This window comes from Pseudomonas fluorescens, from assembly GCF_019212185.1.
Classification (GTDB): domain Bacteria; phylum Pseudomonadota; class Gammaproteobacteria; order Pseudomonadales; family Pseudomonadaceae; genus Aquipseudomonas.
Genome location: NZ_CP078138.1, coordinates 147080 through 173879, shown reverse-complemented (window position 1 = coordinate 173879; position 26800 = coordinate 147080). Strand labels below are relative to the sequence as shown.

Below are 26800 nucleotides of genomic sequence, written 5' to 3'. Positions count from 1 at the left end.
AACGCCCCCTCGTGGGGCGTTTTGCTATCTGCCATTTTTATCGAGATATCGGTTTATGAGCGCTCCTCGTGAAACCATCGCCGCCGTCGCCACCGCCCAAGGCCGTGGAGGCGTCGGTATCGTTCGTATTTCCGGGCCTTTGGCCAGCGTTGCGGCGAAGGCCATCAGCGGTCGCGAGCTGAAACCGCGCTACGCCCATTACGGTCCGTTTTTCAGCAATGAACAGGACGTACTGGACGAAGGCATTGCCTTGTACTTTCCTGGGCCGAACTCATTCACCGGCGAAGATGTGCTGGAACTGCAGGGGCACGGTGGCCCGATCGTCCTGGACATGTTGCTGCAGCGTTGCCTGCAACTGGGCTGCCGCCTGGCGCGGCCGGGTGAGTTCAGCGAGCGTGCGTTCCTCAATGACAAGCTCGACCTGGCGCAGGCTGAAGCGATTGCCGACCTGATTGAAGCCAGCTCCGCGCAAGCCGCACGCAATGCGTTGCGCTCCCTGCAGGGCGCTTTTTCGCAACGTGTGCATAAGTTGACCGAGCAGTTGATTGCGCTGCGCATTTACGTTGAAGCAGCGATCGATTTCCCGGAAGAAGAGATCGACTTCCTCGCCGATGGCCATGTCCTGAGCATGCTAGACGCGGTACGCGAAGAGTTATCCACCGTTCTGCGTGAAGCCGGGCAGGGCGCATTGCTGCGTGACGGAATGACGGTCGTAATTGCCGGCCGGCCGAATGCCGGAAAATCAAGTTTGCTCAATGCCCTGGCAGGTCGTGAAGCGGCCATTGTCACGGAAATCGCCGGCACGACCCGGGATATCCTGCGCGAACATATCCACATCGACGGCATGCCGTTGCATGTGGTGGACACGGCAGGGCTTCGCGATACCGATGACCAGGTCGAGAAAATCGGCGTTGAACGGGCGTTGAAGGCCATTTCCGAGGCCGATCGCGTGTTGCTGGTCGTCGACGCGACCGCGCCTGAAGCCCTGGACCCCTTTGCCTTGTGGCCAGAATTCCTCGAGCAGCGCCCGGACCCAGGCAAAGTGACGTTGATCCGCAACAAGGCGGACCTGACCGGGGAAGCGATTGAACTGCAGGTTTGCGACGATGGACACGTGACCATCAGCCTGAGCGCCAAGTCGGCCGGTGAAGGCCTGGAGCTATTGCGCGACCATCTTAAGGCTTGCATGGGCTATGAGCAGACGTCAGAGAGCAGTTTCAGCGCTCGCCGTCGTCACCTTGAGGCACTGCGCCATGCCAGTGCTTCGCTTGAACACGGTCATGCACAGCTGACACTGGCCGGCGCCGGCGAGCTCCTGGCTGAAGATCTTCGTCAGGCACAGCAATCGCTGGGTGAAATTACTGGTGAATTCAGCTCGGATGATTTGCTGGGCCGGATTTTTTCCAGTTTCTGCATTGGCAAATAACCGTTAGAGCTGTGGGAGTTATCCACAGCTCCAGCGTTATCGCTTACCAGTTATAGGACACCGATCCCAAGAGAGAGCGGTCTTCGCCCCAGTAGCATCGGCCAGCGTCGTTACAGCCTGACACATATTCCTTGTCGAACAGGTTTTTCGCGTTCAGGTCCACGGTCCAGTGACGGTCGATCTGGTAGCCAATGGCCGCGTCCACCAAGGTGACATCGCCGGCATCGAGTTTTCCGTAAAGGGAGGGCGAGGTGTAGGCAAATGCGCTGTCAAAGTACCGGATGCCGCCGCCGACATACATTCCCTTGAGGCTGCTCTCGAGGAAGCGGTATTTAGCCCAAACCGAGGCCTGGTTACGTGGTACGCCGGTCATTTGGTGATCCTTGACCAGAGATGTCTGTGCATCTTTGGTAATCCTGGCGTCGGTATAGGTATAGGCTGCCGTGAGATTCAGGTTTGGCGTGAGATTGCTGTTCAGCTCCAGTTCCATACCTTTAGAGCGGCTTTCACCAACCTGACGATAGGTGGAGGTAGTTGCGTCGAAGTAGGTGTCATCTTTCTTGCGCAGGTCATACACCGATGCCGTAAACGACGTATCCCAACCCACCGGATCGTATTTAAGGCCCACTTCGTACTGACTGCTGGTGATCGGATTCAGCGGCTGACCCGCATTGGAGATCTGCTGTACCGGGACAAAGGCGGTGGAGTAGCTGACATAAGGCGTCAGTCCGTTATCGAACTGATACATCACGCCGCCCTGGTAGGTGAACTTGCGGTCCTCGGAACTGATATTGCCCGCGCTGGCGACCTTGTCACGAAAATCACTGTCGACCCAATCCTGGCGCCCTCCGAGCAGGAACAGCCAGTGGTCGTATTTGCTTTGCACCTGTGCATAAACACCCTTCATTTGTTGTTCAAGCAAGGTGTTCTGCACAGCGATCGGCGTTGTCGGGTCGCCAAGGTAGACCGGGTTATAGATATCGATCGGCCCCACCAGGCCCGCATTCCAGTCCTGATTGAACGACGTACGGTCAAAGCTGCCACCAAATAGCACGGTGTTCTGCAATCCGCCGAGCTGGAATTTGCCCTCGAGTTGGTTATCCAGTGAGTAGATCATCGACTTGTTGAAGCGATCATAAGCGGTCATGTTCACGCGCGTGCCGAAACCACCATTGTTCAAGCTGCCCGGCCAGGTTTCATGACGGGTGATGCGCGACTGCATGTAGCGCGAGTTCTGCCGGAACTGCCAGTCGTCATTGAAGCTGTGGCTGAATTCGTAGCCGGTGCTCCAGGTTTCCCGTTCGAAAGTATTCCAGTCAGGATCACCGAGCATGGTGTCCTTGGACAATTGGCCGTTGGGGTTGCTCAGCAGGGTGCCAGCCGCCGGCAGACCGAGTTCCATATTGGTGTGATCCTTCTGGTAATTCGCCAGTAAGGTCAGCGTGTTGAACTCATCAAAATTCAAGGTCAGGGAAGGGGCGATGTAAATGCGATCATCCGGTACATGGTCGGTTTGGGTGTCAGCATTGCGCCCCAGCATCACCACTCGGGCCAGAACATTTTCGTTGTCGTTAACCGGGCCGGAAACATCAACGCCCAATTGCCGGCGATTGTTCGAACCGTAACTGAGCTGTACTTCGCCTTGTGGGGCTGCCGTCGGGTGTTTACTCACCAGATTGACCAGTCCTCCCGGAGCGTTCTCGCCATAGAGCAGTGATGACGGACCGCGGAATACTTCAACGCGTTCCAGGCCATAAGGTTCAGTCGTGGTGTCGTATCGGTTGCCCTGAACTCGCAGACCATCACGAAGCAAGCCATAGCCGTAATCGGTCGCGTTGAAACCACGAATGAAAAACAGGTCTCCTGCCAAGCTGTCACCTGCCGCGAACGGCGGCGCAAAGATGCCTGGCACATAGCCGAGGACGTCAGTCAGGGTCTGGGATTTTTGGTCTTTCATGCGCTGGGCGGTGACGACCGAGATTGAGCGCGGTGTTTCGGAAAGCGGAGTGCTGGTTTTGCTGCCAACACGACTGTTATTTGCCTTGTATCCCGTGTCCGAGGCGTAATCGAGGTTCATCTCATTCGGTTGTTGGGCATTGATATTGGTTGCCCCAAGCACCAGCGTGCCAGCCTCGGGTTGCGGCTGCAGGATGTAACTGCCGGGGCCTGCGGGTACGGCCATCAAACCGGAGTCCTGGAGCAAAATCGAAAAGCCCTGCTCGACGGAATAATTGCCGTTCAATCCGGAAGTGCGCAGTGTCGTGGTCTGCGAAGGTGCGAATGACAGAATCACGTTCGCTGCCGCAGCAAATTGACTCAGTGCATTATCCACCGAACCCGCCGCGATGCTGTAACGCTGCGTGGCATCGGCAGCCATGCAAAGGGGAGCGACCAGAGCGCAACTGGCGGCACAGGTCATCAACAGACTGTAAGCAATGCAATGGGGGGTAAAACGCTTGCGCAAAATCGAAAGTCGCATGAGTAGGTAAACCCTGAAGGTGGCAAATGCCGCGTTGGATCGCGATTACCTGTAGGGCCGTTCCTGGAAAAAAAAAGATAACCCTGAATCGACATTTTTTTCAGTCAGAACTCGTTCAGCCGTTATGTTTGATCGATACCCAGTAACGAGTGAAATAATCGACGCTGACAGGCAACGACGCTTGTAGATTGGCCAGCACCGCATCGGTCGAATCCAGGCGGAAAGTCCCAGATACGCGCAGGCCCGCGGCGCGCTCATCGCAGTGCATGACCCCGGCTCGATAACGGCCCAGCTCACTGAGGAGCTCTCCCAGTGGAACGTCGAGAACGATCAATTGACCATTGATCCAAGCGGCTTGCGTGGCGCGATAGGGATGAATGGCGCCTACGTTGCTGCTATCGAAATCGGCACTTTCGCCTGCGACCAGTAAGCGAGCCTGTTCAGGGTGCTTTGCCGGATACAGCCTGACCTGATCTTCAAGTACGCCGATTCGCGACACTCCCGCCAAGTGCCGTGCCGAGAAGCAAGTGCCCAAAGCCTCGATCCGTCCTTCGAGAGTCTCGACAAAGAACGGACGCTGATCACCGAGCTTGCCGGTGCGAACGAGGATTTCTCCTTCACGCAGGCGGATCAATCGTTGTTTGTTGTCAAACACCACATCGATGGCCGTACCGGTATTGAGATGTATCCGAGTGCCATCGGCCAGATCGATTGAGCGGCGTTGGCCCACTTTGGTTCGGTAATCCGCCCAGACGTTACTCAATGGAGTGTGCTGTTGCACATTCCAGCCGAGATAACCGGTTCCGGCCGCGATCATAAGGAGCTTCAATACCTGGCGACGCTGTTGGGTGGAGGACAATGCCCGGCGCGACAGGTCACGAGATCCGCGTAGATTTCGTTGGATCTGCTCCATCTGGTTCCACGCGGCCAGGTTCGCCGGGCTGCTGTCGATCCAGTTTTGCCATGCCTGGCGTTGCACGGCGGTAGGCGGTTCAGCCTGAAACTGCACGTACCAGGTAGCTGCCGCCTGAAAAACCTTGCGATCAGGAGAGGCCGCCATCAGAGCGTCGCCATGATCATCGAACATTCAGTCAACGCGCGGATCATGTGTTTCTTCACCGTGGTCAGAGATACCTTCATCTGTGCGGCGATCTGTTGATAAGTCAGGCCTTCAATCTGCGACAACATGAAGATTCGCTGAGTCCTGGCACCAAGGTTGGTCAGCGCTTTATCCACAGCGACAAGGGTTTCAATGATCACGGCTTTGTCTTCTTCACTGATCGCTGTCGCTACAGGTCGAGCCGCCAGTGTTTCCAGATAAGCCAACTCAATGGCGCGCCGGCGATAGCGATCGATCACCAAGCCCTTTGCCACAGTCGCCAGATAATCCCTGGGTTCCCGAATCTGGCTCGCGTTGCGGGAGACGAGGATTCGTACAAACGTGTCCTGTGCCACATCCGCCGCATCGCAAGCGTCGTTAAGTTTCGCCCTCAACCATCCATACAGCCACGAATGGTGTTGCACGTAGATTCGCTCGATTGCAGCGGTGTGGGATGGCATGGACATGAGGATGAATGGCAAGTTAATGATAATAGATATTATTAGCTTTTGTTGCAGCCCCCCACAATAGAAGGCCTTGCCTTTCATCCTCTGAACCTTGATGGCTGATGTCCTCCGAGACAGATCAGCGGCTCACCCGTGGGCAGCTCTTTTTTGCAGATTCAGCTGGTTGAGCAGTTTTTAATCAGATAAGCCCTGTGAATAACTGCCATTGAGCTCAGTTGATAACAGACCCTAAAAACTGAGGAAAACTGCCTCTGTGGATAAGCACCCCATTCATCCACAGGCTTATGCTGCTTATCCCATGCCCTCCTGACTAAATGACCACAGACTTTTGAATCTCTGTACACACCGGAATAAAAGGGCTTCAGCATTTTATCCACAGAATGGTAGGTGCATAGAAATAAACATAAAAACAAAGCTTTTATAAATTTCTTTCTTTTTAATTTCTATTGTTTGTGACTTACCCACAGCTGGTTAAATTTTGTGCAAAGGGTTCTTTAGGAAGGGCGAAGTCCCTATACTTGTCGACCAGGTCCAAAAACCTGAGCCCAAACTCTTTCTGATTACCTAACTGCAGCAGGCACGAGGTGCGTGGTGGATTTCCCTTCCCGTTTTGAAGTGATCGTCATCGGCGGCGGTCATGCCGGTACCGAGGCAGCACTTGCATCAGCACGTATGGGGGTGAAAACCCTATTGCTGACGCATAACGTGGAAACCCTCGGAGCAATGAGCTGCAATCCCGCGATTGGCGGGATTGGCAAAAGCCACTTAGTCAAGGAAATCGACGCCCTCGGTGGCGCGATGGCCATGGCCACTGATAAAGGTGGTATTCAATTTCGCGTCTTGAACAGTCGCAAAGGCCCAGCCGTGCGCGCTACTCGCGCCCAGGCCGACCGTATTCTGTACAAGGCAGCCGTGCGCGAGATTCTCGAAAACCAGCCCAACCTGTGGATATTTCAGCAGGCTGCGGATGACCTGATCGTCGAGCAGGACCAGGTACGCGGTGTCGTTACCCAGATGGGTCTGCGTTTCTTCGCGGATTCGGTGGTGTTAACCACCGGCACCTTCCTCGGTGGACTTATCCACATTGGGTTGCAGAATTTTTCCGGCGGTCGCGCCGGTGATCCGCCGTCGATTGCCTTGGCTCACCGTCTGCGTGAACTGCCGCTGCGTGTGGGTCGCCTGAAAACTGGTACGCCACCACGCATTGACGGCCGCTCTGTGGATTTCTCGGTGATGACCGAGCAACCAGGTGATACGCCGATCCCGGTGATGTCGTTCATGGGCAACAAGGAACAGCATCCCAAGCAGGTCAGTTGCTGGATTACCCACACCAACGCCCGTACCCACGAAATCATTGCCGCGAACCTCGACCGTTCGCCGATGTATTCGGCTGCCGGTGAGATCGAAGGCATTGGTCCACGTTACTGCCCGTCGATCGAAGACAAAATCCACCGCTTTGCCGACAAGCAAAGCCACCAGGTGTTTATCGAGCCGGAAGGTCTGACCACCCACGAGCTGTACCCGAACGGGATATCCACATCCCTGCCGTTCGACGTGCAATTGCAGATCGTGCAATCGATTCGCGGTATGGAAAACGCCCATATCGTGCGCCCTGGCTATGCCATCGAATACGACTACTTCGACCCGCGTGACCTGAAGTACAGCCTGGAAACCAAAGTCATTGGCGGCCTGTTCTTTGCCGGCCAGATCAACGGCACCACCGGTTACGAAGAAGCCGGCGCCCAGGGTTTACTGGCCGGGACCAACGCCGCTCTGCGTGCGCAGGGCAAGGAGAGTTGGTGCCCGCGTCGTGACGAAGCGTACATCGGGGTGTTGGTTGACGACCTGATCACCCTGGGAACCCAGGAACCGTACCGGATGTTTACCTCCCGTGCGGAATACCGGTTGATTCTGCGTGAAGACAACGCCGACCTGCGCCTGACCGAGAAGGGCCGTGAACTGGGCCTGGTCGATGACGTGCGTTGGGCCGCATTCTGCAACAAGCGTGAAGCCATCGAGCTTGAAGAACAGCGCCTGAAAAGCACCTGGGTCCGTCCCGGTACTGCGCAGGGCGATGCCATTGCGGAAAAATTCGGCACGCCGCTGACCCACGAGTACAGCCTGCTGAGCCTGCTGACCCGTCCGGAAATCGACTACGCTGGGCTGATCTCGGTCACCGGTGAAGGCGCCGAGGACCCACAGGTTGCCGAACAGGTGGAAATCAAGACCAAGTACGCCGGCTACATCGACCGTCAACAGGACGAAATCGCCCGCCTGCGTGCCAGCGAAGACACGAAATTGCCTGTGGATATCGATTACACGGGCATTTCCGGCCTTTCCAAAGAGATCCAGAGCAAGCTGGGCGCGACCCGCCCGGAGACCCTGGGCCAGGCTTCACGTATTCCGGGTGTCACTCCGGCGGCCATTTCGTTGTTGATGATTCATTTGAAAAAACGCGGCGCAGGCCGTCAGTTGGAGCAAAGCGCTTGAGTTCGTTGGTCACCCCGCAACACGCCGAAGAGTTATCCACAGGTGCTCGCCAATTGGGCGTCAACCTGAGTGAGACCCAGCAGGAACAACTGCTGGGTTATCTGGCGTTGTTGATCAAATGGAACAAGGCCTACAACCTCACCGCTGTGCGTGACCCGGATGAAATGGTTTCCCGCCATTTGCTCGACAGTCTGAGTGTCATGTCGTTTATCGAAAATGGCCGTTGGCTGGATGTTGGCAGCGGTGGCGGCATGCCCGGCATTCCGTTGGCTATCCTGTTTCCGGAGTCGCAGGTCACCTGCCTGGACAGCAACGGCAAGAAAACCCGCTTCCTGACCCAGGTCAAACTCGAACTCAAGCTGGATAACCTGCAAGTTATCCACAGTCGCGTCGAAGCCTTCCAGCCGCCGTTGCCTTTCAACGGGATCATTTCCCGGGCCTTCAGCAGCATGGAAAACTTCAGCAACTGGACCCGCCATCTTGGCGACCGCGACACACGTTGGCTGGCAATGAAGGGCGTTCATCCCGCGGATGAGCTGGTAGCATTGCCGGCAGACTTCCACCTCGATAGCGAACACGCCTTGGCCGTCCCTGGTTGCCAAGGCCAACGCCATCTGCTGATACTGCGCCGCACGGCATGATTGGGAACACAAGCAAGAATGGCTAAGGTATTCGCGATTGCGAACCAGAAGGGTGGTGTGGGCAAGACCACCACCTGCATCAACCTCGCAGCATCGCTGGTCGCTACCAAGCGCCGGGTACTGCTGATCGATCTTGATCCACAGGGCAACGCCACCATGGGTAGCGGTGTGGATAAACACGGCCTGGAAAACTCGGTCTACGACCTGTTGATCGGCGAATGCGACCTGGCCCAGGCCATGCATTACTCCGAACACGGTGGCTACCAGTTATTGCCGGCCAACCGCGACCTGACAGCAGCCGAAGTGGTGCTGCTGGAAATGCAGATGAAGGAAAGTCGTCTGCGCAGCGCCCTGGCGCCGATTCGCGAGAGTTACGATTACATTCTGATCGACTGCCCGCCGTCGCTGTCGATGCTCACACTCAATGCGCTGGTTGCCGCCGATGGGGTAATTATCCCCATGCAGTGCGAATACTTTGCCCTCGAAGGCCTGAGCGACCTTGTGGATAACATCAAGCGTATCGCCGAGTTGCTGAATCCGAATCTGAAAGTCGAAGGCCTGTTACGTACGATGTACGACCCGCGCCTGAGCCTGATGAACGATGTATCGGCCCAGCTCAAGGAACACTTCGGCGATCAGCTGTACGACACGGTCATCCCGCGCAACATCCGCTTGGCCGAAGCGCCGAGCTATGGCATGCCGGCATTGGCGTATGACAAATCATCGCGTGGCGCCATTGCCTACCTGGCATTGGCTGGCGAGATGGTTCGCCGCCAACGCAAAAATTCACGTGCCACCGCAGCTCAGGCAACTTAAGGAATCCCCATGGCCGTCAAGAAACGAGGTCTCGGACGTGGACTGGATGCACTGCTGAGTGGTCCGACTGTCAGCGCACTGGAAGAACAGGCGGTGCAGGCGGAGCAGCGGGAGCTGCAGCACCTGCCCCTGGATTTGCTGCAACGTGGCAAATACCAGCCGCGGCGTGACATGGATCCGCAGGCGCTGGAAGAGCTGGCGCAGTCGATCAGGGCCCAGGGCGTCATGCAGCCCATCGTGGTGCGTCCCATTGGTGGCGGTCGCTTCGAAATCATTGCCGGTGAGCGCCGTTGGCGCGCCAGCCAGCAGGCCGGCCAAGAGACCATCCCGGCGATGGTCCGCGAAGTGACGGATGAAACCGCCGTCGCCATGGCGCTCATCGAGAACATCCAGCGCGAAGACCTCAATCCGATCGAGGAAGCCGTTGCGCTGCAGCGCTTGCAGCAGGAATTCCAACTGACCCAGCAGCAGGTCGCCGATGCCGTGGGTAAATCCCGGGTGACCGTGGCCAACCTGTTGCGTCTGATTGCGTTGCCGGAAGTCATCAAGACCATGTTGTCCCATGGCGACCTGGAAATGGGTCACGCCCGTGCTTTGCTGGGTTTGCCGGAAAATCAACAGGTTGAAGGGGCGCGACACGTTGTCGCACGTGGGCTCACCGTCCGACAGACTGAAGCACTGGTTCGCCAGTGGTTGAGTGGCAAACCTGAAGCCGTGGAGCCTGCCAAACCGGACCCGGATATCGCTCGTCTCGAACAGCGCCTGGCCGAGCGCCTAGGCTCTGCGGTGCAGATTCGCCACGGGAAGAAGGGAAAGGGCCAGTTGGTAATTGGCTATAACTCATTGGATGAGCTTCAAGGTGTCCTTGCACACATCCGCTGAAACATTTCCTCATGTAGCGTGCAGTCGGAAATCACTACCTGACAGTTGAATAGGGGCTGAACCGCCCCTATACTCTGCGCGCATTTTGTCGGCACAAATTATGCCAAGTCATTGCGTTCTGGCAGCCGACCTTTGAGGAGCAAGAGTGATGGAGACACGCACGCCAAACCGCTTGCCGTTCCATCGCTTGGCGGTTTTTCCGGTGTTACTGGCGCAATTTGTCATTCTGCTATTGGCCGCTTTGGCGCTCTGGCAATGGCAGGGTGTCGTAGCCGGGTACTCGGGACTCTGCGGAGGCCTGATAGCCTTGCTTCCCAATGTTTATTTCGCTCATAGGGCATTTCGGTTTACCGGCGCCCGAGCAGCTCAAGCCATCGTCCGGTCTTTTTATGCCGGCGAGGCGGGCAAATTGATTTTAACGGCAGTGCTGTTTGCACTGACGTTCGCAGGTGTGAAGCCATTGGCGCCGTTAGCAGTCTTCGGTGTCTTTGTGTTGACCCAACTGGTCAGCTGGTTCGCTCCCCTGCTGATGAGAACAAGACTTTCGAGACCTTAGGGCGTTTGAGGCAACCATGGCAGAGACAACCGCTTCGGGCTATATCCAGCACCACTTGCAGAACCTGACTTTCGGTCAGCATCCTACCGGCGGCTGGGGTTTTGCCCACACCGCAGCAGAAGCCAAGGAAATGGGCTTTTGGGCTTTCCACGTCGATACTCTCGGCTGGTCGGTCGCATTGGGTCTGATCTTCGTTCTTCTTTTCCGCATGGCGGCAAAGAAAGCAACTTCCGGTCAACCAGGTGCCTTGCAGAACTTCGTTGAAGTACTGGTCGAATTCGTCGATGGCAGCGTGAAAGACAGCTTCCATGGCCGTAGCCCGGTGATCGCACCGCTGGCACTGACCATCTTCGTCTGGGTCTTCCTGATGAACGCCGTCGACCTGATCCCGGTTGACTGGATTCCTCAGCTGGCCATGGCGATCAGCGGCGATCCGCACATCCCATTCCGCGCCGTATCGACCACTGACCCGAACGCTACCCTGGGTATGGCTCTTTCGGTGTTCGCACTGATCATTTTCTACAGCATCAAGGTCAAGGGCATCGGCGGCTTCATCGGCGAACTGACCCTGCACCCGTTCGGCAGCAAGAACATCTTCGTTCAAGCCCTGCTGATTCCGGTGAACTTCCTGCTGGAGTTCGTGACGCTGATCGCCAAGCCAATCTCGCTGGCACTGCGTCTGTTCGGCAACATGTATGCCGGCGAGCTGGTGTTCATTCTGATCGCTGTGATGTTCGGCAGTGGTCTGCTCTGGCTTAGCGGCCTGGGCATTGTTCTGCAGTGGGCGTGGGCTGTGTTCCACATCCTGATCATCACCCTGCAGGCGTTTATCTTCATGATGCTGACCATTGTCTACCTGTCGATGGCGCACGAAGAGAACCATTAAGGCTGGCTTAGGCTAGTCTGATGTCCCTCTCGTCTCGGCGGGAGGGGGCCCATAACGGGCTTGATGAAACGATTTGTTTTACCGCTTTAAATTAAAAAAACCTAAACCATACGACGTAAAAGTCGGGAGGAAAGATGGAAACTGTAGTTGGTCTAACCGCTATCGCTGTTGCACTGTTGATCGGCCTGGGCGCACTGGGTACCGCAATTGGTTTCGGCCTGTTGGGCGGCAAATTCCTGGAAGGCGCTGCGCGTCAACCAGAAATGGTTCCAATGCTGCAAGTTAAAATGTTCATCGTGGCCGGTCTGCTTGACGCCGTAACCATGATCGGTGTTGGTATCGCTCTGTTCTTCACCTTTGCGAACCCGTTCGTTGGTCAGATCGCTGGCTAATTACTCGGATCTTCCGAGTAATTTGATGTGATGGACAACGTAACTGCGAGGTGTTGGCGTGAACATTAATGCGACCCTGATTGGCCAGTCCGTTGCGTTCCTGATTTTTGTACTGTTCTGCATGAAGTTCGTATGGCCTCCGGTCATCACGGCGCTGCGTGAACGTCAAAAGAAGATCGCGGATGGACTGGACGCTGCCAGCCGAGCAGCTCGCGACCTGGAGTTGGCCCAAGAGAAAGCGGGTCAACAACTGCGCGAAGCGAAAGCTCAGGCAGCTGAAATCATCGAGCAAGCCAAGAAGCGCGGTTCTCAGATTGTCGACGAAGCCCGTGAACAGGCTCGCGTCGAAGCTGACCGTGTGAAGGCTCAGGCTCAGGCCGAGATCGAACAGGAAATCAACAGTGTCAAAGACGCGCTGCGTGCCCAAGTGGGTAGCCTGGCCGTTGGTGGTGCTGCGAAGATCCTGGGTGCCACAATCGATCAAAACGCGCACGCAGAGCTGGTTAACCAACTGGCTGCTGAAATCTAAGCGAGGGCGATCATGGCAGAACTGACCACGTTGGCCCGACCTTACGCTAAGGCGGCCTTCGAGCACGCTCAGGCCCACCAGCAACTGGCCAATTGGTCAGCCATGCTCGGCCTGGCAGCAGCGGTGTCGCAAGACGACACCATGCTGCGCGTGCTCAAGGCCCCGCGACTGACGAGCGCAGAAAAGGCCGCCACGTTTATTGACGTGTGCGGCGACAAGTTTGATGTAAAGGTACAGAACTTCATCCACGTCGTTGCCGAAAACGACCGTCTCCCGCTGTTGCCGGAGATTGCCGCTCTGTTCGACCTGTACAAGGCCGAACAAGAGAAGTCGGTAGACGTAGAAGTGACCAGTGCTTTTGCATTGAACCAAGAACAGCAAGACAAACTCGCCAAGGTTCTCAGTGCACGACTCAACCGGGAAGTGCGCCTGCAAGTCGAGGAAGACAGCTCCCTTATTGGTGGTGTTGTCATCCGCGCCGGCGACCTGGTTATCGATGGCTCGATTCGCGGCAAAATCGCGAAACTTGCCGAAGCATTGAAATCTTGAGTTTGAAGGGGCAGCAGAGCAATGCAGCAACTCAATCCTTCCGAAATAAGTGAAATTATCAAGGGCCGCATCGACAAGCTCGATGTGACCTCCCAAGCCCGTAACGAAGGCACTGTCGTCAGCGTATCTGACGGTATCGTGCGGATTCACGGTCTGGCCGACGTAATGTACGGCGAGATGATCGAGTTTCCGGGCGGCGTCTACGGTATGGCCCTCAACCTGGAGCAAGACTCCGTAGGTGCCGTTGTATTGGGTGCTTACCAGTCTCTTGCCGAAGGCATGAGCGCCAAGTGCACTGGCCGCATCCTCGAAGTTCCGGTTGGTAAGGAACTGCTGGGTCGCGTAGTCGACGCACTGGGTAACCCAGTTGACGGTAAAGGTCCACTGGGCAACACCGAGACCGACGCGGTCGAGAAAGTTGCTCCAGGCGTGATCTGGCGTAAGTCGGTAGACCAGCCTGTACAGACTGGCTACAAGGCTGTCGATGCCATGATCCCTGTCGGCCGTGGCCAGCGTGAGCTGATCATCGGTGACCGTCAGATCGGTAAAACCGCTCTGGCGATCGACGCGATCATCAACCAGAAGAACAGCGGCATTTTCTGCGTATACGTAGCAATCGGTCAGAAACAATCGACCATCGCCAACGTTGTTCGCAAGCTGGAAGAAAACGGCGCCCTGGCCAACACGATCATCGTGGCTGCCAGTGCTTCGGAATCTCCTGCACTGCAATACCTGGCACCGTACTCCGGTTGCACCATGGGCGAATACTTCCGCGACCGCGGTGAAGACGCGCTGATCGTTTATGACGATCTGTCCAAGCAAGCAGTGGCTTACCGCCAGATTTCCCTGCTGCTGCGCCGTCCACCAGGCCGTGAAGCTTACCCAGGCGACGTGTTCTATCTCCACTCCCGTCTGCTGGAGCGCGCATCCCGCGTTTCGGAAGAGTACGTAGAGAAGTTCACCAACGGCGCAGTGACCGGCAAAACCGGTTCCCTGACCGCACTGCCGATCATCGAAACCCAGGCTGGCGACGTTTCCGCGTTCGTTCCGACCAACGTGATTTCCATCACCGACGGTCAGATCTTCCTGGAATCGGCCATGTTCAACTCGGGCATCCGTCCTGCAGTGAACGCCGGTGTTTCGGTATCCCGTGTGGGTGGTGCCGCTCAGACCAAGATCATCAAGAAGCTGTCCGGTGGTATCCGTACCGCTCTGGCTCAGTACCGTGAACTGGCGGCATTCGCCCAGTTCGCTTCTGACCTGGACGAAGCGACCCGTAAGCAACTTGAGCATGGCCAGCGCGTAACCGAGCTGATGAAGCAGAAGCAATACGCGCCAATGTCGATCGCCGACATGTCGCTGTCGCTGTATGCCGCTGAGCGTGGGTTCCTGACTGACGTTGAAAACGCCAAAGTCGGCAGCTTCGAGCAAGCGCTGATTGCTTACTTCAACCGCGATCACGCCGATTTGATGGCGAAGATCAACGTGAAGGGTGACTTCAATGACGAAATCGACGCTGGCCTCAAAGCCGGTATCGAGAAGTTCAAGGCCACCCAAACCTGGTAAGCCGCAGCGGGGGCCGCGAGGCTCCCGCTTGCTAACCTGATAGGTGTTACATGGCAGGCGCAAAAGAGATTCGCAGTAAGATTGCGAGCATCAAAAGCACGCAAAAAATTACCAGCGCCATGGAAAAAGTGGCGGTCAGCAAAATGCGCAAGGCACAAATGCGCATGGCTGCTAGCCGTCCCTACGCGGAGCGCATCCGCCAGGTTATTGGTCATCTGGCCAACGCCAACCCGGAATATCGCCACCCATTCATGATCGACCGTGAAGTTAAGCGCGTTGGTTATGTTGTGGTGAGCAGTGACCGTGGTCTGTGTGGTGGCTTGAACACCAACCTGTTCAAGGCCCTGGTCAAGGACATGGCGGTAAACCGTGAAAACGGCGTCGAGATCGATCTGTGTGTTGTTGGTAGCAAGGGTGCGGCTTTCTTCCGCAACTTCGGCGGTAACGTCGTAGCAGCTATCAGCCACCTGGGTGAAGAGCCGTCGATCAATGATCTGATCGGCAGCGTCAAGGTGATGCTGGATGCCTATCTGGACGGCCGTATTGACCGCCTGTCCGTAGTCTCCAACAAGTTCATCAACACCATGACGCAAACGCCTACCGTGGAGCAGTTGATTCCACTGGTGGCAACCCCGGATCAGGAACTCAAGCACCACTGGGACTATCTCTACGAACCGGATGCCAAGGAGCTGCTCGACGGCTTGATGGTCCGTTACGTCGAGTCGCAGGTCTACCAGGCGGTGGTCGAGAACAACGCAGCTGAACAAGCAGCGCGGATGATCGCGATGAAGAACGCTACCGACAACGCCGGTGATTTGATCAGCGAATTGCAGCTGGTCTACAACAAGGCGCGTCAGGCTGCGATCACCCAAGAGATCTCGGAAATCGTCGGCGGCGCTGCCGCGGTTTAACGGTTCAAATATTCAGAGGATCCAGCTATGAGTAGCGGACGTATCGTTCAAATCATCGGCGCCGTTATCGACGTGGAATTTCCACGCGATAGCGTACCGAGCATCTACAACGCGCTGAAAGTAGTGAGCGCGGCTGAAACCACCCTGGAAGTTCAGCAGCAGCTGGGCGACGGCGTGGTTCGCACCATTGCGATGGGTTCCACCGAGGGCTTGAAGCGCGGTCTGGAAGTTACCGATTCTGGCGCAGCCATCTCCGTACCGGTCGGTAAAGCGACCCTGGGCCGGATCATGGACGTACTGGGCAACCCGATCGACGAAGCGGGTCCGATCGACACCGACGAGCGTTGGGGCATCCACCGTGCAGCGCCTTCGTTCGCTGAACAAGCGGGCGGCAATGACCTGCTGGAAACCGGCATCAAGGTTATCGACCTGGTTTGCCCGTTCGCCAAGGGTGGTAAAGTTGGTCTGTTCGGTGGTGCCGGTGTAGGCAAAACCGTAAACATGATGGAACTGATCCGTAACATCGCCATCGAGCACAGCGGTTATTCCGTGTTCGCCGGTGTGGGTGAGCGTACTCGTGAGGGTAACGACTTCTACCACGAGATGAAGGATTCCAACGTTCTGGACAAAGTGGCACTGGTTTACGGTCAGATGAACGAGCCGCCGGGAAACCGTCTGCGCGTAGCACTGACTGGCCTGACCATGGCCGAGAAGTTCCGTGACGAAGGTAACGACGTACTGCTGTTCGTCGACAACATCTATCGTTACACCCTGGCCGGTACTGAAGTATCCGCACTGCTGGGCCGTATGCCTTCGGCAGTAGGTTACCAGCCGACCCTGGCTGAAGAGATGGGCGTTCTGCAAGAACGTATCACTTCGACCAAAGAAGGTTCGATCACTTCGATCCAAGCGGTATACGTACCTGCGGACGACTTGACCGACCCGTCGCCAGCGACCACCTTCGCCCACTTGGACGCCACCGTCGTTCTGTCCCGTGACATCGCTTCCCTGGGTATCTACCCAGCGGTAGACCCACTGGACTCGACTTCGCGTCAGCTGGATCCGAACGTGATCGGCAACGACCACTACGATACCGCTCGCGGTGTTCAGTACGTGCTGCAGCGCTACAAAGAACTGAAGGACATCATCGCGATCCTGGGTATGGACGAGCTGTCGGAAGCCGACAAGCAGTTGGTAAACCGTGCTCGTAAGATCCAGCGTTTCTTGTCGCAGCCGTTCTTCGTGGCTGAAGTCTTCACCGGTGCTTCGGGTAAATACGTTTCCCTGAAAGACACCATTGCTGGCTTCAAAGGCATCCTCAACGGTGACTACGACCACCTGCCAGAACAAGCGTTCTACATGGTAGGCGGCATCGAAGAAGCGATCGAGAAAGCCAAGAAACTGTAATTCCGGCGCCCGGAAACGGGCGCTAATCAGGTTGAGGCAATCAGATGGCTAATATGACAGTCCATTGCGACATCGTCAGCGCGGAAGGGGAAATCTTTTCCGGTCTGGTCGAGATGGTGATTGCGCACGGTGCACTGGGTGATCTTGGTATCGCCCTGGGTCACGCGCCGCTGATCACTAATCTGAAACCGGGCCCGATCCGCCTGATCAAGCAGGGCGGGGAAGCCGAGGTGTTTTACATCTCCGGTGGTTTCCTCGAGGTTCAGCCGAACATGGTCAAGGTACTTGCCGACACCGTGCAACGTGCTGCCGACCTGGATGAAGCCTCCGCTCAGGAAGCCGTCCAGGCTGCCGAGAAGGCTCTGCACGAAAAAGGCGCCGAGTTCGATTACGGTGCCGCCGCAGCACGTCTGGCCGAGGCCGCAGCTCAGTTGCGTACTCTCCAGCAGATCCGCAAGAAGTAAGACGGCATTAGCCGTTGCAACGACTGCGTGATTGATTAAAAAGGGTAGCCTCGGCTACCCTTTTTCTTTTTCAGATATTCATCTCTTGGTCGCAGCCGCTGACCACCCAGGATTGGTAGCCAGTCATGTCGCTAGAAATCGTTATCCTCGCAGCGGGTCAAGGTACTCGTATGCGTTCGGCCCTGCCGAAAGTACTCCACCCGGTCGCAGGCAATTCGATGCTGGGGCATGTTATCCACAGCGCCCGTCAGCTTCAGCCACAGCGTATCCACGTGGTCATCGGTCATGGTGCTGACGCGGTACGCGAGCGCCTGGCGGCGGACGATCTGAATTTCGTCCTGCAGGACAAACAACTGGGTACCGGTCACGCTGTAGCCCAAGCAGTACCGTTCATCACTGCCGATACCGTGCTGATTCTTTACGGCGATGTGCCGCTGATTGAAGTCGAGACCCTGCAGCGCCTGCTCACTCAGGTCACGCCACAACAGTTGGGTCTGCTGACCGTCGAGCTGGACGATCCAACGGGATACGGTCGTATCGTGCGCGATGCATCGGGCAAAGTAGCGGCGATTGTCGAGCAGAAAGACGCCAACGAAACCGAGCGGGCAATCACCGAAGGCAACACCGGAATCCTCGCGCTGCCATTCGAGCGATTGGGTGAGTGGATGGGCCGACTGTCGAACAACAATGCCCAGGGCGAGTACTACCTCACTGACGTGATCGCGATGGCGGTCAGCGATGGCCTGGTGGTGGCCACCGAGCAACCCCATGACGCCATGGAAGTGCAGGGCGCCAACGACCGCAAACAACTCGCCGAACTGGAGCGTCATTACCAGCTGCGCGCCAGTCGTCGTCTGATGGCCCAAGGCGTAACTCTGCGTGATCCGGCCCGTTTCGATGTGCGCGGTGAAGTGACGGTAGGGCGCGATGTACTCATCGACATCAACGTCATTCTTGAAGGCCGGGTGGTGATCGAGGACGACGTGGTGATCGGCCCGAACTGCGTGATCAAGGACAGCACCCTGCGCAAAGGTGTGGTGATCAAGGCCAACAGCCATATCGAAGGTGCTGTACTGGGTGAGGGCAGTGATGCCGGCCCATTCGCCCGTTTGCGTCCAGGCACTGTATTGGAGGCCCGGGCCCATGTGGGTAACTTCGTTGAACTGAAGAATGCGCATATGGGCGAAGGTGCCAAGGCTGGTCATTTGGCGTACCTGGGCGACGCCGAAATTGGCGCGCGGACCAACATTGGTGCCGGCACCATCACCTGCAATTACGATGGTGTGAACAAGTGGAAGACCACCTTGGGTGAGGACGTGTTCATAGGTTCCAATAATTCCTTGGTGGCGCCTGTGGATATCGCCAGTGGTGCAACCACTGCGGCCGGCTCGACCATCACTTCCAATGTGGATAAGTCCCAGTTGGCGGTGGGCCGCGCGCGCCAGAAAAACATTGATGGCTGGAAGCGTCCGGAAAAAGTCAAAAAGCCCTGAGTTATCCCCATCAGCAGTTATACACAAGCTGATAGCGCTCATTTGTGGGCAAGTCGCATCTACAACGACTTGCCCACAAGTCTTTTTATCCACAGGGATTTTTTCTCCTGTCCGCTTGACGAATTTCCTCTGATAGGTTTTGATTGCTTTCGTTATCTTTCGAAACGAAACTTGTCAGCATGTCGAAGCGCAACACCCCTCAGCGTCGCCACAACATCCTTGCCTTGCTCGCCGAGCAGGGTGAAGTCAGTGTGGATGAATTGGCCAAGCGCTTTGAGACCTCGGAGGTGACGATCCGCAAGGATCTGGCCGCACTTGAAAGCCATGGCCTGCTACTGCGCCGTTATGGTGGCGCGATCACCATGCCCCATGAACTGGTCAGTGAGCCGGGCCAAACCGTTTCCCAGCACAAACAAGCCATCGCTCGCGCCGCCGTCACGCGGATTCGTGAGCACGCTCGTATCATCATCGATAGCGGCAGCACCACCGCCGCCATGATTCCCCAGCTTGGCCTGCAGCCGGGTTTGGTGGTCATGACCAATTCCCTGCACGTCGCCAATGCCTTGAGCGAGCTTGAGCATGAGCCCGTGCTGTTGATGACCGGCGGCACCTGGGACCCGCATTCCGAGTCGTTCCAGGGGCAAGTCGCCGAGCAGGTACTACGCTCTTACGATTTCGACCAGTTGTTCATTGGTGCCGATGGCATCGACCTGGTCCGCGGCACCACGACCTTCAACGAACTGCTGGGTCTCAGCCGGGTCATGGCCGAAGTGGCCCGTGAAGTGATCGTGATGGTCGAATCCGACAAGATCGGCCGCAAGATTCCCAACCTGGAACTGCCCTGGAGCAGTGTCCATACCCTAATTACCGATGATCGCCTGCCTGATGACGCGCGCGATCAGATTCGGGCCCGCGGCATTCATTTGATTTGCGCGGCCGTCAGCCAGGAGAAATAACATGTGTGGAATTGTTGGCGCAGTCGCCGAACGTAGCATCACCGCGATTTTGCTCGAGGGCCTCAAGCGCCTCGAATACCGCGGCTACGACAGTGCCGGTGTGGCGGTGTACACCCAAGACAATTCGTTGCAGCGTATGCGTCGCCCGGGCAAGGTCAGCGAGCTGGAGTCGGCCCTGGAAGCCGCGCCACTGGTGGGCCGTCTGGGTATCGCCCATACCCGTTGGGCCACCCATGGTGCACCCTGCGAGCGTAACGCCCACCCGCATTTCTCCGGTGATCTGGCGGTCGTACACAATGGCATCATCGAAAACCACGAAGTCTTGCGCGCAGAGCTCAAGGCTTTGGGCTATGAGTTCACCTCGGACACCGATACCGAAGTTATCGCCCACCTGCTCAACCACAAACTCAAGGAGCAGCCGGACCTGACCGTCGCCCTCAAGGCCACCGTCAAGGAACTGCACGGCGCCTACGGTCTGGCGGTGATCAACGCCAAACAGCCGGATCGCCTGGTGGCCGCCCGTAGTGGCAGCCCGCTGGTGATCGGCCTCGGCCTGGGCGAGAACTTCCTCGCTTCCGACCAACTGGCCCTGCGCCAGGTGACCGACCGCTTCATGTACCTCGAAGAAGGCGATATCGCCGAAATCCGCCGTGAAAGCGTGCAGATCTGGGATGTCGACGGCAAGGCCGTCGAGCGCGAAACCGTGCAGTACCGCGACAGCGCCGAGTCGGCCGAGAAGGGCGAGTACCGCCACTTCATGCTCAAGGAAATCCACGAACAGCCGTCCGTGGTGCAACGCACCCTGGAAGGTCGCTTGAGCCAGAACCAAGTGCTGGTGCAAGCCTTCGGTCCACAAGCGGCCGAGCTGTTCGCCAAGGTCCGCAATGTGCAGATCGTCGCCTGTGGCACCAGCTATCACGCCGGGATGGTGGCCCGTTACTGGCTAGAAGAACTGGCTGGTATTCCGTGCCAAGTCGAAGTCGCCAGTGAGTTTCGCTACCGCAAGGTCGTGGTGCAACCGGACTCGCTGTTCGTGACCATTTCCCAGTCCGGCGAAACCGCCGACACCCTGGCTGCGCTGCGCAACGCCAAGGAACTGGGCTTCCTCGCCAGCCTGGCGATCTGCAACGTCGGCATCAGCTCGCTGGTGCGCGAATCCGACCTGACCCTGCTGACCCAGGCCGGTCGTGAAATCGGCGTAGCGTCGACCAAAGCCTTCACCACCCAGTTGGTCGGCCTGCTGCTCCTGACCCTGTCCTTGGGCCAGGTGCGCGGCACTCTCGGCAAAGGTGTGGAAGCCGAATTGGTCGAAGAGCTGCGTCGCTTGCCGACCCGCCTTGGCGAAGCCCTGGCGATGGACAGCACGGTGGAGAAAGTCGCCGAGCTGTTCGCCGAAAAGCATCACACTCTGTTCCTCGGCCGTGGTGCACAGTTCCCGGTGGCGATGGAAGGGGCGCTCAAGCTCAAGGAAATTTCCTATATTCACGCTGAAGCCTACCCAGCGGGCGAGTTGAAACACGGCCCACTGGCTCTGGTCGACAATGACATGCCGGTCGTCACTGTAGCGCCGAACAACGAACTGCTGGAAAAGCTCAAATCCAACCTGCAGGAAGTGCGCGCCCGTGGCGGCCAACTGATCGTCTTTGCTGACGAAAAGGCTGGCATGAGCAACGGCGAAGGCACGCACGTGGTGAACATGCCGCACATTCACGACATCCTGTCGCCGATCCTCTACACCATCCCGCTGCAGTTGCTCTCGTACTACGTCGCCGTGCTCAAGGGCACCGACGTCGACCAGCCGCGCAACCTGGCGAAGTCGGTGACGGTGGAATAAGTTATCCACAGAATCGCGGCCGCTGTGAAGCTACGAAATAAAGTCTGTCGGAAATAAATAAAGTCTGTCGCTGGCACCGACGCCCCCGGTTCGGTGTCCAGCGACGCTTCCCTCCGCTCCTCCCTACTCTGGGCGAAGCTCAACGTTTGAAAGCCCAAAATCATCCTGACGATTCAGCCAGAGGAAACTGTGCGTTCCTTTGTGGAGCGAACTCTTTTCATTAAAGGAAAACGTTCTTCCGAGGAAGTGTTTCGGAAATTTCCTGCCACACCTTCTCGGCGCCGATGCGGTAGGTGTGAGCACTTGTGGCTCAACAAATCGTAGAAATAGTTGTACAGGAAATTTGACTTGTACAGTATTCGTCTTATTCTTAAAAAGCTGTACAAGACCCATCAGATTGTACAAGAACCGGTGTGGGCAATGGTCGCCACCACAGGCACCAGCGGCCGCTGAACTTGTCCAAGACCTGCCTACACTGGAGACGCAATATGTCTGACTTCCTGCGACGCTTCGCCCACGACTTCGCAGCGCTGGACGCCAGTAATTTGCACAAACTCCAGGAGCTGTACAGTCACGATGTGCACTTCAGTGATCCGCTTCATGAGATCCAGGGCCTGACAGCACTGCAAGACTATTTCACAGAGCTCTACGCCAACGTCAGCAATCTGGGTTTCAGGTTTCACGGCTACGACCAGGTGCAAGACCATGCCGGTTACCTACGTTGGACCCTGCACTATCACCATCCTCGCCTGCGCCGTGGCCAACTGATAGAGGTCGATGGCTGCTCGTATCTGCTGTGGCACGAGAAGGTGTACCAGCATCGTGATTACTTCGATGCCGGCGCTCTGCTCTATGAGCACCTGCCGTTGATGGGGACCGCCATTGGCTGGTTGAAAAGGAGGCTGGCATGAAACGCATCTGGCTCACTGGCGCCAGCAGCGGCATCGGCGCTGCAATGGCGGACATTCTTCTGACCCAAGGCCATTTTCTGGCCGTCAGCGCGCGCAATGTACAAGCCCTGGAAAAATTACACGCGGAGTACCCACAACAGGTACTTCTGCTGCCAGGCGACCTTACCGATCCGTGCGAAGTTCGAGCCATGGGCGAGCGAATTGAGCACGTTTGGGGCCACCTGGACCAAGCCATCCTGAACGCTGGGACCTGCGAGTACCTGGACGTCAGCGCCTTCGAAGCCAATATGGTTGAACGGGTGATGCGGGCCAATTTGTTTTCTGCGGCCTACTGCGTGGAAGCAGCCCTACCGCTGTTGCGCAAGGCGCAGAAACCGCACTTGGTGGCGGTATGTAGCTCGGTCACTTACCTGCCATTGCCTCGGGCCGGAGCGTATGGCGCCTCCAAAGCGGCTATGCGTTACCTGTTTCAATCGCTGCGTATCGACGTGGCACACGAGGGCATCGACGTCACCCTCGTCAGCCCGGGCTTCGTCGATACGCCGCTCACGCAACAGAACGATTTTCCGATGCCGATGCGTTGGCCCGTGAGCAAGGCTGCCGCTTACATAACAACCCGACTGGAACGACGACCGTTAGAGATCGCCTTTCCCGGGGCATTCATCGCCGCACTCCGTCTATTAGCTGTATTGCCTCAACGTCTGCAACTGGCACTGGGCAAACTCATGGCGCGTCCCGTCACGGAAGAATCTTCATGAAAGTAGCCATCATCGGTAGCGGTATCTCCGGGCTGACCTGCGCCTACCTGCTCAACCGTCAGCACGATGTCACCGTATTCGAGTCGAGTGACTGGATTGGCGGCCATACCCATACTGTTGACGTTGAAGTAAAGGGTGAACGTTTTGCCATCGATACAGGTTTCATCGTCTTCAATGACTGGACCTATCCCAACTTTATCCGACTACTGGATCAACTGGGCGTGACCTCGCAACCCACCGAGATGAGTTTCTCGGTTCAGGATCCGCACACTGGCACTGAATATAACGGCAAAAACCTCAACGGCCTTTTTGCCCAGCGTCGCAACCTGCTCTCGCCCGGTTTCTGGGGCATGTTGCACGACATCTTGCGCTTCAACCGCGAAGCATTGCGTGACCTGGAGGAACAACGCATAGCCGCCGATACCACCCTCGGGGCCTACCTGCGGCAAAACGGCTACGGTCAGCGTTTTATCGAGCATTACATCGTCCCGATGGGCTCGGCGATCTGGTCGATGTCACTGGGCGACATGCATCGTTTTCCGCTTCTGTTCTTCGTGCGCTTCTGTAAAAACCACGGGCTGCTGTCGGTCACCCAGCGGCCACAGTGGCGGGTGGTCAGCGGTGGCTCGCGCAGTTATGTAGCCGCGTTGAGCGCCGGCTTTATCGAGCACATCCGCCTCAATTGCCCGGTGTATCGGGTAGAACGTGACATCGCTGGAGTGAACCTGCACAGCGGCGCCGGCATCGAGCGCTTTGACACCGTGGTTTTCGCCTGCCACAGCGACCAGGCATTAAGCCTGCTGGCGGCTCCCAGCCAAGCCGAGCGGGAGATACTCGGTGCACTGAGTTACGCCGAGAACGACGTGGTGCTGCACAGCGACACTCGTCTGCTGCCGAACCGTCGCCTGGCTTGGGCAAGCTGGAATTACCGCCTCGGCGGCTCAGCCCGGCAACCGGCCGCTGTCACCTACAACATGAATATCTTGCAAGGGCTCCAGAGTGAAACCACCTTCTGCGTTAGCCTGAACCAGACCGAGGACATTGACCCGGACAAAATCCTCAACCGCTTTCGCTACGCCCATCCGCAATATAGCCAGGCAGGACTGCTCGCACAGGCGCGCTGGCAAGATTTACAGGGTGCTCAAAACAGCTACTACTGCGGCGCCTACTGGGCCAACGGCTTCCACGAAGATGGTGTGGTGAGCGCCTTGCGCGTGGCGGCTGCTTTCGGAGAACACCTGTGAACAGCGCGCTATACCGCGGCTGGGTCAGCCACCGCCGGTTGCTGCCGCGCGTTCATGGGTTTCGCTACCGCATGGGTATGCTCTACCTGGATCTTGCGGAGCAATCCCAGGTGCTGGGCCTATCGTGGCTCGCCGGACATTCGCGCTGGGCCGCCTTCGCCTTCCGCGAGACGGACTACCTGCCGCTTTTCACCCGCCAGGGCATAACGCTGAGCGATGCCGTACGTCAGCGCGTGGAGCAGGCCCTTGGCCATGCTCCGCAGGGACGGATCTGCCTGCTCACCCAGCCGCGCAGTTGGGGGCTGTCCTTTAATCCGATCAGTCTGTTTTATTGCTTCGAATCCGACGGCAGTCTGGCCGCCATCCTCTGCGAAGTCAGCAACACCCCTTGGCGAGAGCGTTACCACTACGTATTGCCGACCCACGCGACGGGTGAGTCATGCCATAGGGTGGCCAAGAGCTTTCACGTCTCGCCCTTCCTGCCTCGCGATCTGGAGTACCGAATGCGTTTCTCTGCTCCCGACCAACAGCTGCACGTCACCATGCAGGACTGGCAGGGCGAACAAAAGATCTTTGAAGCGGGTCTGGGCCTGGAGCGCATCGAACTGACGCGCCAAAGCCTGCACCGCCACCTGCTGGACTTCCCCTGGATGACGGGCAAGACCCTGCTCGGCATTTACTGGCAGGCCCTGCGCTTGCTGCTCAAGCGTCTGCCACTGTTTTCCCATGGAGCCGCCAGCGGCGAATACCGCACTGCGAATCTGGAGTCTCGCCATGACAAACCCTAGCCTGAACCCCATCCGCACCTGTGGCTCTGCGGCCAACGGAGTAGGCGCCCGCCTGTTAAAGAAATTGGTTGTACGTCAGTTGGCAAAGCTGCGCTACGGACACTTGGTGGTCATTGTCGACGGTGAGCCCTTGAGCTTCGGCCAGCCAGGCGATGGGCTGCATGGCGAGATCGAAGTGCTTAATGCGGCGCTCTGGCCGATGGTCGCGGCGAATGGCTCAATTGGCGCTGGTGAGGCCTATATCCAAGGCTACTGGAGTAGTCCCGATCTGACTGCGGTGGTCCGCATTTTCGTTGCCAACCTCGATGTGCTGGATGGAATGGAGCGAGGCCTGGCACGTATGCGCCGGCCACTGGCTAAAGCCCTGCACTGGCTCAACCGCAATACGCGTCAAGGCTCGCAGCGCAACATTTCAGCGCACTACGACCTGGGCAACGCGCTGTTTGAACAACTGCTGGACCCCACCATGATGTATTCCTCAGCCATGTTCCGCTCCAGCAGCGACAGCCTCGAACAGGCTCAACTGCATAAGTTGGAGCGCATCTGCCAAAAGCTCGATCTCAAACCCAGTGACCACCTGCTGGAGATCGGTACTGGCTGGGGGAGTATGGCGCTGTATGCAGCCACCCACTACGGCTGCAAGGTCACGACAACCACGCTGTCGCGGGAGCAATTTGCATACACCCAGCGCCGAATTGAGGAACAGTGCCTGCAAGACCGCATTACCCTTCTGTTGCAGGACTATCGTGACCTGACGGGCAAATACGACAAGCTCGTTTCGATCGAGATGATAGAGGCCGTCGGACACCGCTTCCTACCCACTTACTTCAAACAATGCGCCCATCTGCTCAAAGAACACGGTCTTATGCTTTTGCAGGCCATCACCATTCGGGACCAGCGTTATGAGCAGGCGAAAAAAACGGTCGACTTCATCCAGCGCTACATTTTCCCGGGCGGTGCCTTGCCTTCGGTGAGCGCGATGCTGCACACCATCAGTCGCGACACTGACCTGAACCTTCACCACATGGAGGACTTCGGCCTTCACTACGCACGCACGCTTCGCCTGTGGCACGATAACTTGCGGCGCAGCCGGCACAACCTGGAAGCACTGGGCTACGATCAGACGTTCTATCGCCTCTGGGAGTTCTACCTGTGCTACTGCGAAGGCGGCTTCCTTGAGCGAAGCATCGGTACCGCGCATCTATTGCTCGCCAAACCCGGGGCGCGGCCGCAGCCCTTCGGGCTCAAGGCGTGAG

25 protein-coding genes are annotated in these 26800 nt (G+C 57.3%); 22 read left to right on the top strand and 3 right to left on the bottom strand.

The genetic code is table 11. The features are described from left to right. Positions 1-55: 55 nt before the first annotated feature. Positions 56-1426: a tRNA uridine-5-carboxymethylaminomethyl(34) synthesis GTPase MnmE gene (mnmE, locus tag KW062_RS00795; RefSeq protein ID WP_105753525.1), complete on the top strand. Its 1371-nt coding sequence runs from the start codon at positions 56-58 to the stop codon at positions 1424-1426. A gap of 43 nt (positions 1427-1469) precedes the next feature. Here mnmE and KW062_RS00790 read toward each other — a convergent pair whose 3' ends face one another. From KW062_RS00790 to KW062_RS00780, 3 genes are all read right to left on the bottom strand, one after another. After that, a complete protein-coding gene (locus tag KW062_RS00790; RefSeq protein ID WP_105753526.1) occupies positions 1470-3905 on the bottom strand; it encodes a TonB-dependent siderophore receptor in 2436 nt (811 codons plus the stop codon). A 115-nt stretch (positions 3906-4020) separates the two neighbouring features. Next, positions 4021-4965 (bottom strand): FecR domain-containing protein, encoded by a 945-nt coding sequence (locus KW062_RS00785; RefSeq protein ID WP_105753726.1) that lies wholly within the window; start codon positions 4963-4965, stop codon positions 4021-4023. After that, positions 4965-5471 (bottom strand): sigma-70 family RNA polymerase sigma factor, encoded by a 507-nt coding sequence (locus KW062_RS00780; RefSeq protein ID WP_027616697.1) that lies wholly within the window; start codon positions 5469-5471, stop codon positions 4965-4967. The genes KW062_RS00785 and KW062_RS00780 overlap by 1 nt, the downstream gene beginning before the upstream one ends. 591 nt (positions 5472-6062) lie before the next feature. On the opposite strand from KW062_RS00780, the gene mnmG reads away from it, so the two are divergent. The 21 genes from mnmG to KW062_RS00675 all read left to right on the top strand — a co-directional run bounded on the left by mnmG (position 6063) and on the right by KW062_RS00675 (position 26799). Then, on the top strand, positions 6063-7961 hold the full coding sequence (gene mnmG, locus KW062_RS00775; RefSeq protein ID WP_027616698.1) for a tRNA uridine-5-carboxymethylaminomethyl(34) synthesis enzyme MnmG: 1899 nt from the start codon (positions 6063-6065) through the stop codon (positions 7959-7961). Then, a complete protein-coding gene (rsmG, locus tag KW062_RS00770; protein ID WP_027616699.1) occupies positions 7958-8602 on the top strand; it encodes a 16S rRNA (guanine(527)-N(7))-methyltransferase RsmG in 645 nt (214 codons plus the stop codon). The genes mnmG and rsmG overlap by 4 nt, the downstream gene beginning before the upstream one ends. A gap of 18 nt (positions 8603-8620) precedes the next feature. Next, the gene (locus KW062_RS00765; protein WP_027616700.1) at positions 8621-9418 is read left to right on the top strand and encodes a ParA family protein; all 798 of its coding nucleotides are present in this window, start codon (positions 8621-8623) and stop codon (positions 9416-9418) included. A gap of 9 nt (positions 9419-9427) precedes the next feature. After that, a complete protein-coding gene (locus tag KW062_RS00760; protein ID WP_027616701.1) occupies positions 9428-10300 on the top strand; it encodes a ParB/RepB/Spo0J family partition protein in 873 nt (290 codons plus the stop codon). A gap of 148 nt (positions 10301-10448) precedes the next feature. Next, entirely contained in the window at positions 10449-10856 is a 408-nt protein-coding gene (locus KW062_RS00755; protein ID WP_027616702.1) for a F0F1 ATP synthase subunit I, read from the top strand. A 16-nt stretch (positions 10857-10872) separates the two neighbouring features. Further along, positions 10873-11742, top strand: a complete 870-nt coding sequence (gene atpB / locus KW062_RS00750) for a F0F1 ATP synthase subunit A (RefSeq protein WP_027616703.1) — start codon at positions 10873-10875, stop codon at positions 11740-11742. Between the two features lie 134 nt (positions 11743-11876). After that, positions 11877-12134 carry a F0F1 ATP synthase subunit C gene (atpE, locus tag KW062_RS00745; RefSeq protein WP_003097235.1) on the top strand — a complete coding sequence of 86 codons (258 nt, stop codon included), beginning with the start codon at positions 11877-11879 and terminating at the stop codon, positions 12132-12134. 58 nt (positions 12135-12192) lie between these two features. Next, a complete protein-coding gene (locus KW062_RS00740; RefSeq protein WP_027616704.1) occupies positions 12193-12663 on the top strand; it encodes a F0F1 ATP synthase subunit B in 471 nt (156 codons plus the stop codon). A 12-nt stretch (positions 12664-12675) separates the two neighbouring features. Then, the gene (locus tag KW062_RS00735; RefSeq protein ID WP_027616705.1) at positions 12676-13212 is read left to right on the top strand and encodes a F0F1 ATP synthase subunit delta; all 537 of its coding nucleotides are present in this window, start codon (positions 12676-12678) and stop codon (positions 13210-13212) included. 21 nt (positions 13213-13233) lie between these two features. After that, entirely contained in the window at positions 13234-14778 is a 1545-nt protein-coding gene (gene atpA / locus KW062_RS00730) for a F0F1 ATP synthase subunit alpha (RefSeq protein WP_027616706.1), read from the top strand. Positions 14779-14828: 50 nt separating this feature from the next. Next, on the top strand, positions 14829-15689 hold the full coding sequence (atpG, locus tag KW062_RS00725; protein WP_027616707.1) for a F0F1 ATP synthase subunit gamma: 861 nt from the start codon (positions 14829-14831) through the stop codon (positions 15687-15689). Between the two features lie 27 nt (positions 15690-15716). Next, positions 15717-17096, top strand: a complete 1380-nt coding sequence (gene atpD / locus KW062_RS00720; protein ID WP_027616708.1) for a F0F1 ATP synthase subunit beta — start codon at positions 15717-15719, stop codon at positions 17094-17096. Positions 17097-17149: 53 nt separating this feature from the next. Beyond that, on the top strand, positions 17150-17560 hold the full coding sequence (locus KW062_RS00715; RefSeq protein WP_371321463.1) for a F0F1 ATP synthase subunit epsilon: 411 nt from the start codon (positions 17150-17152) through the stop codon (positions 17558-17560). A 125-nt stretch (positions 17561-17685) separates the two neighbouring features. Next, positions 17686-19053, top strand: a complete 1368-nt coding sequence (gene glmU / locus KW062_RS00710; protein WP_105753527.1) for a bifunctional UDP-N-acetylglucosamine diphosphorylase/glucosamine-1-phosphate N-acetyltransferase GlmU — start codon at positions 17686-17688, stop codon at positions 19051-19053. A 179-nt stretch (positions 19054-19232) separates the two neighbouring features. Further along, positions 19233-20009, top strand: coding sequence for a DeoR/GlpR family DNA-binding transcription regulator (locus KW062_RS00705; protein WP_027616711.1), 777 nt, complete (start codon positions 19233-19235; stop codon positions 20007-20009). 1 nt (position 20010) lies between these two features. Further along, positions 20011-21843: a glutamine--fructose-6-phosphate transaminase (isomerizing) gene (gene glmS, locus KW062_RS00700; protein WP_105753528.1), complete on the top strand. Its 1833-nt coding sequence runs from the start codon at positions 20011-20013 to the stop codon at positions 21841-21843. Between the two features lie 488 nt (positions 21844-22331). Then, positions 22332-22754: a nuclear transport factor 2 family protein gene (locus tag KW062_RS00695; protein ID WP_027616713.1), complete on the top strand. Its 423-nt coding sequence runs from the start codon at positions 22332-22334 to the stop codon at positions 22752-22754. Further along, positions 22751-23512, top strand: coding sequence for an SDR family NAD(P)-dependent oxidoreductase (locus KW062_RS00690; RefSeq protein WP_105753529.1), 762 nt, complete (start codon positions 22751-22753; stop codon positions 23510-23512). The genes KW062_RS00695 and KW062_RS00690 overlap by 4 nt, the downstream gene beginning before the upstream one ends. Further along, complete coding sequence (locus KW062_RS00685; protein ID WP_105753530.1) at positions 23509-24756, top strand: NAD(P)/FAD-dependent oxidoreductase; 1248 nt, start codon at positions 23509-23511, stop codon at positions 24754-24756. Before KW062_RS00690 ends, KW062_RS00685 begins: the two co-directional genes overlap by 4 nt. After that, positions 24753-25544, top strand: a complete 792-nt coding sequence (locus tag KW062_RS00680; protein WP_027616716.1) for a DUF1365 domain-containing protein — start codon at positions 24753-24755, stop codon at positions 25542-25544. The genes KW062_RS00685 and KW062_RS00680 overlap by 4 nt, the downstream gene beginning before the upstream one ends. Then, a complete protein-coding gene (locus tag KW062_RS00675; RefSeq protein WP_027616717.1) occupies positions 25531-26799 on the top strand; it encodes an SAM-dependent methyltransferase in 1269 nt (422 codons plus the stop codon). Before KW062_RS00680 ends, KW062_RS00675 begins: the two co-directional genes overlap by 14 nt. Position 26800: the final 1 nt, after the last annotated feature.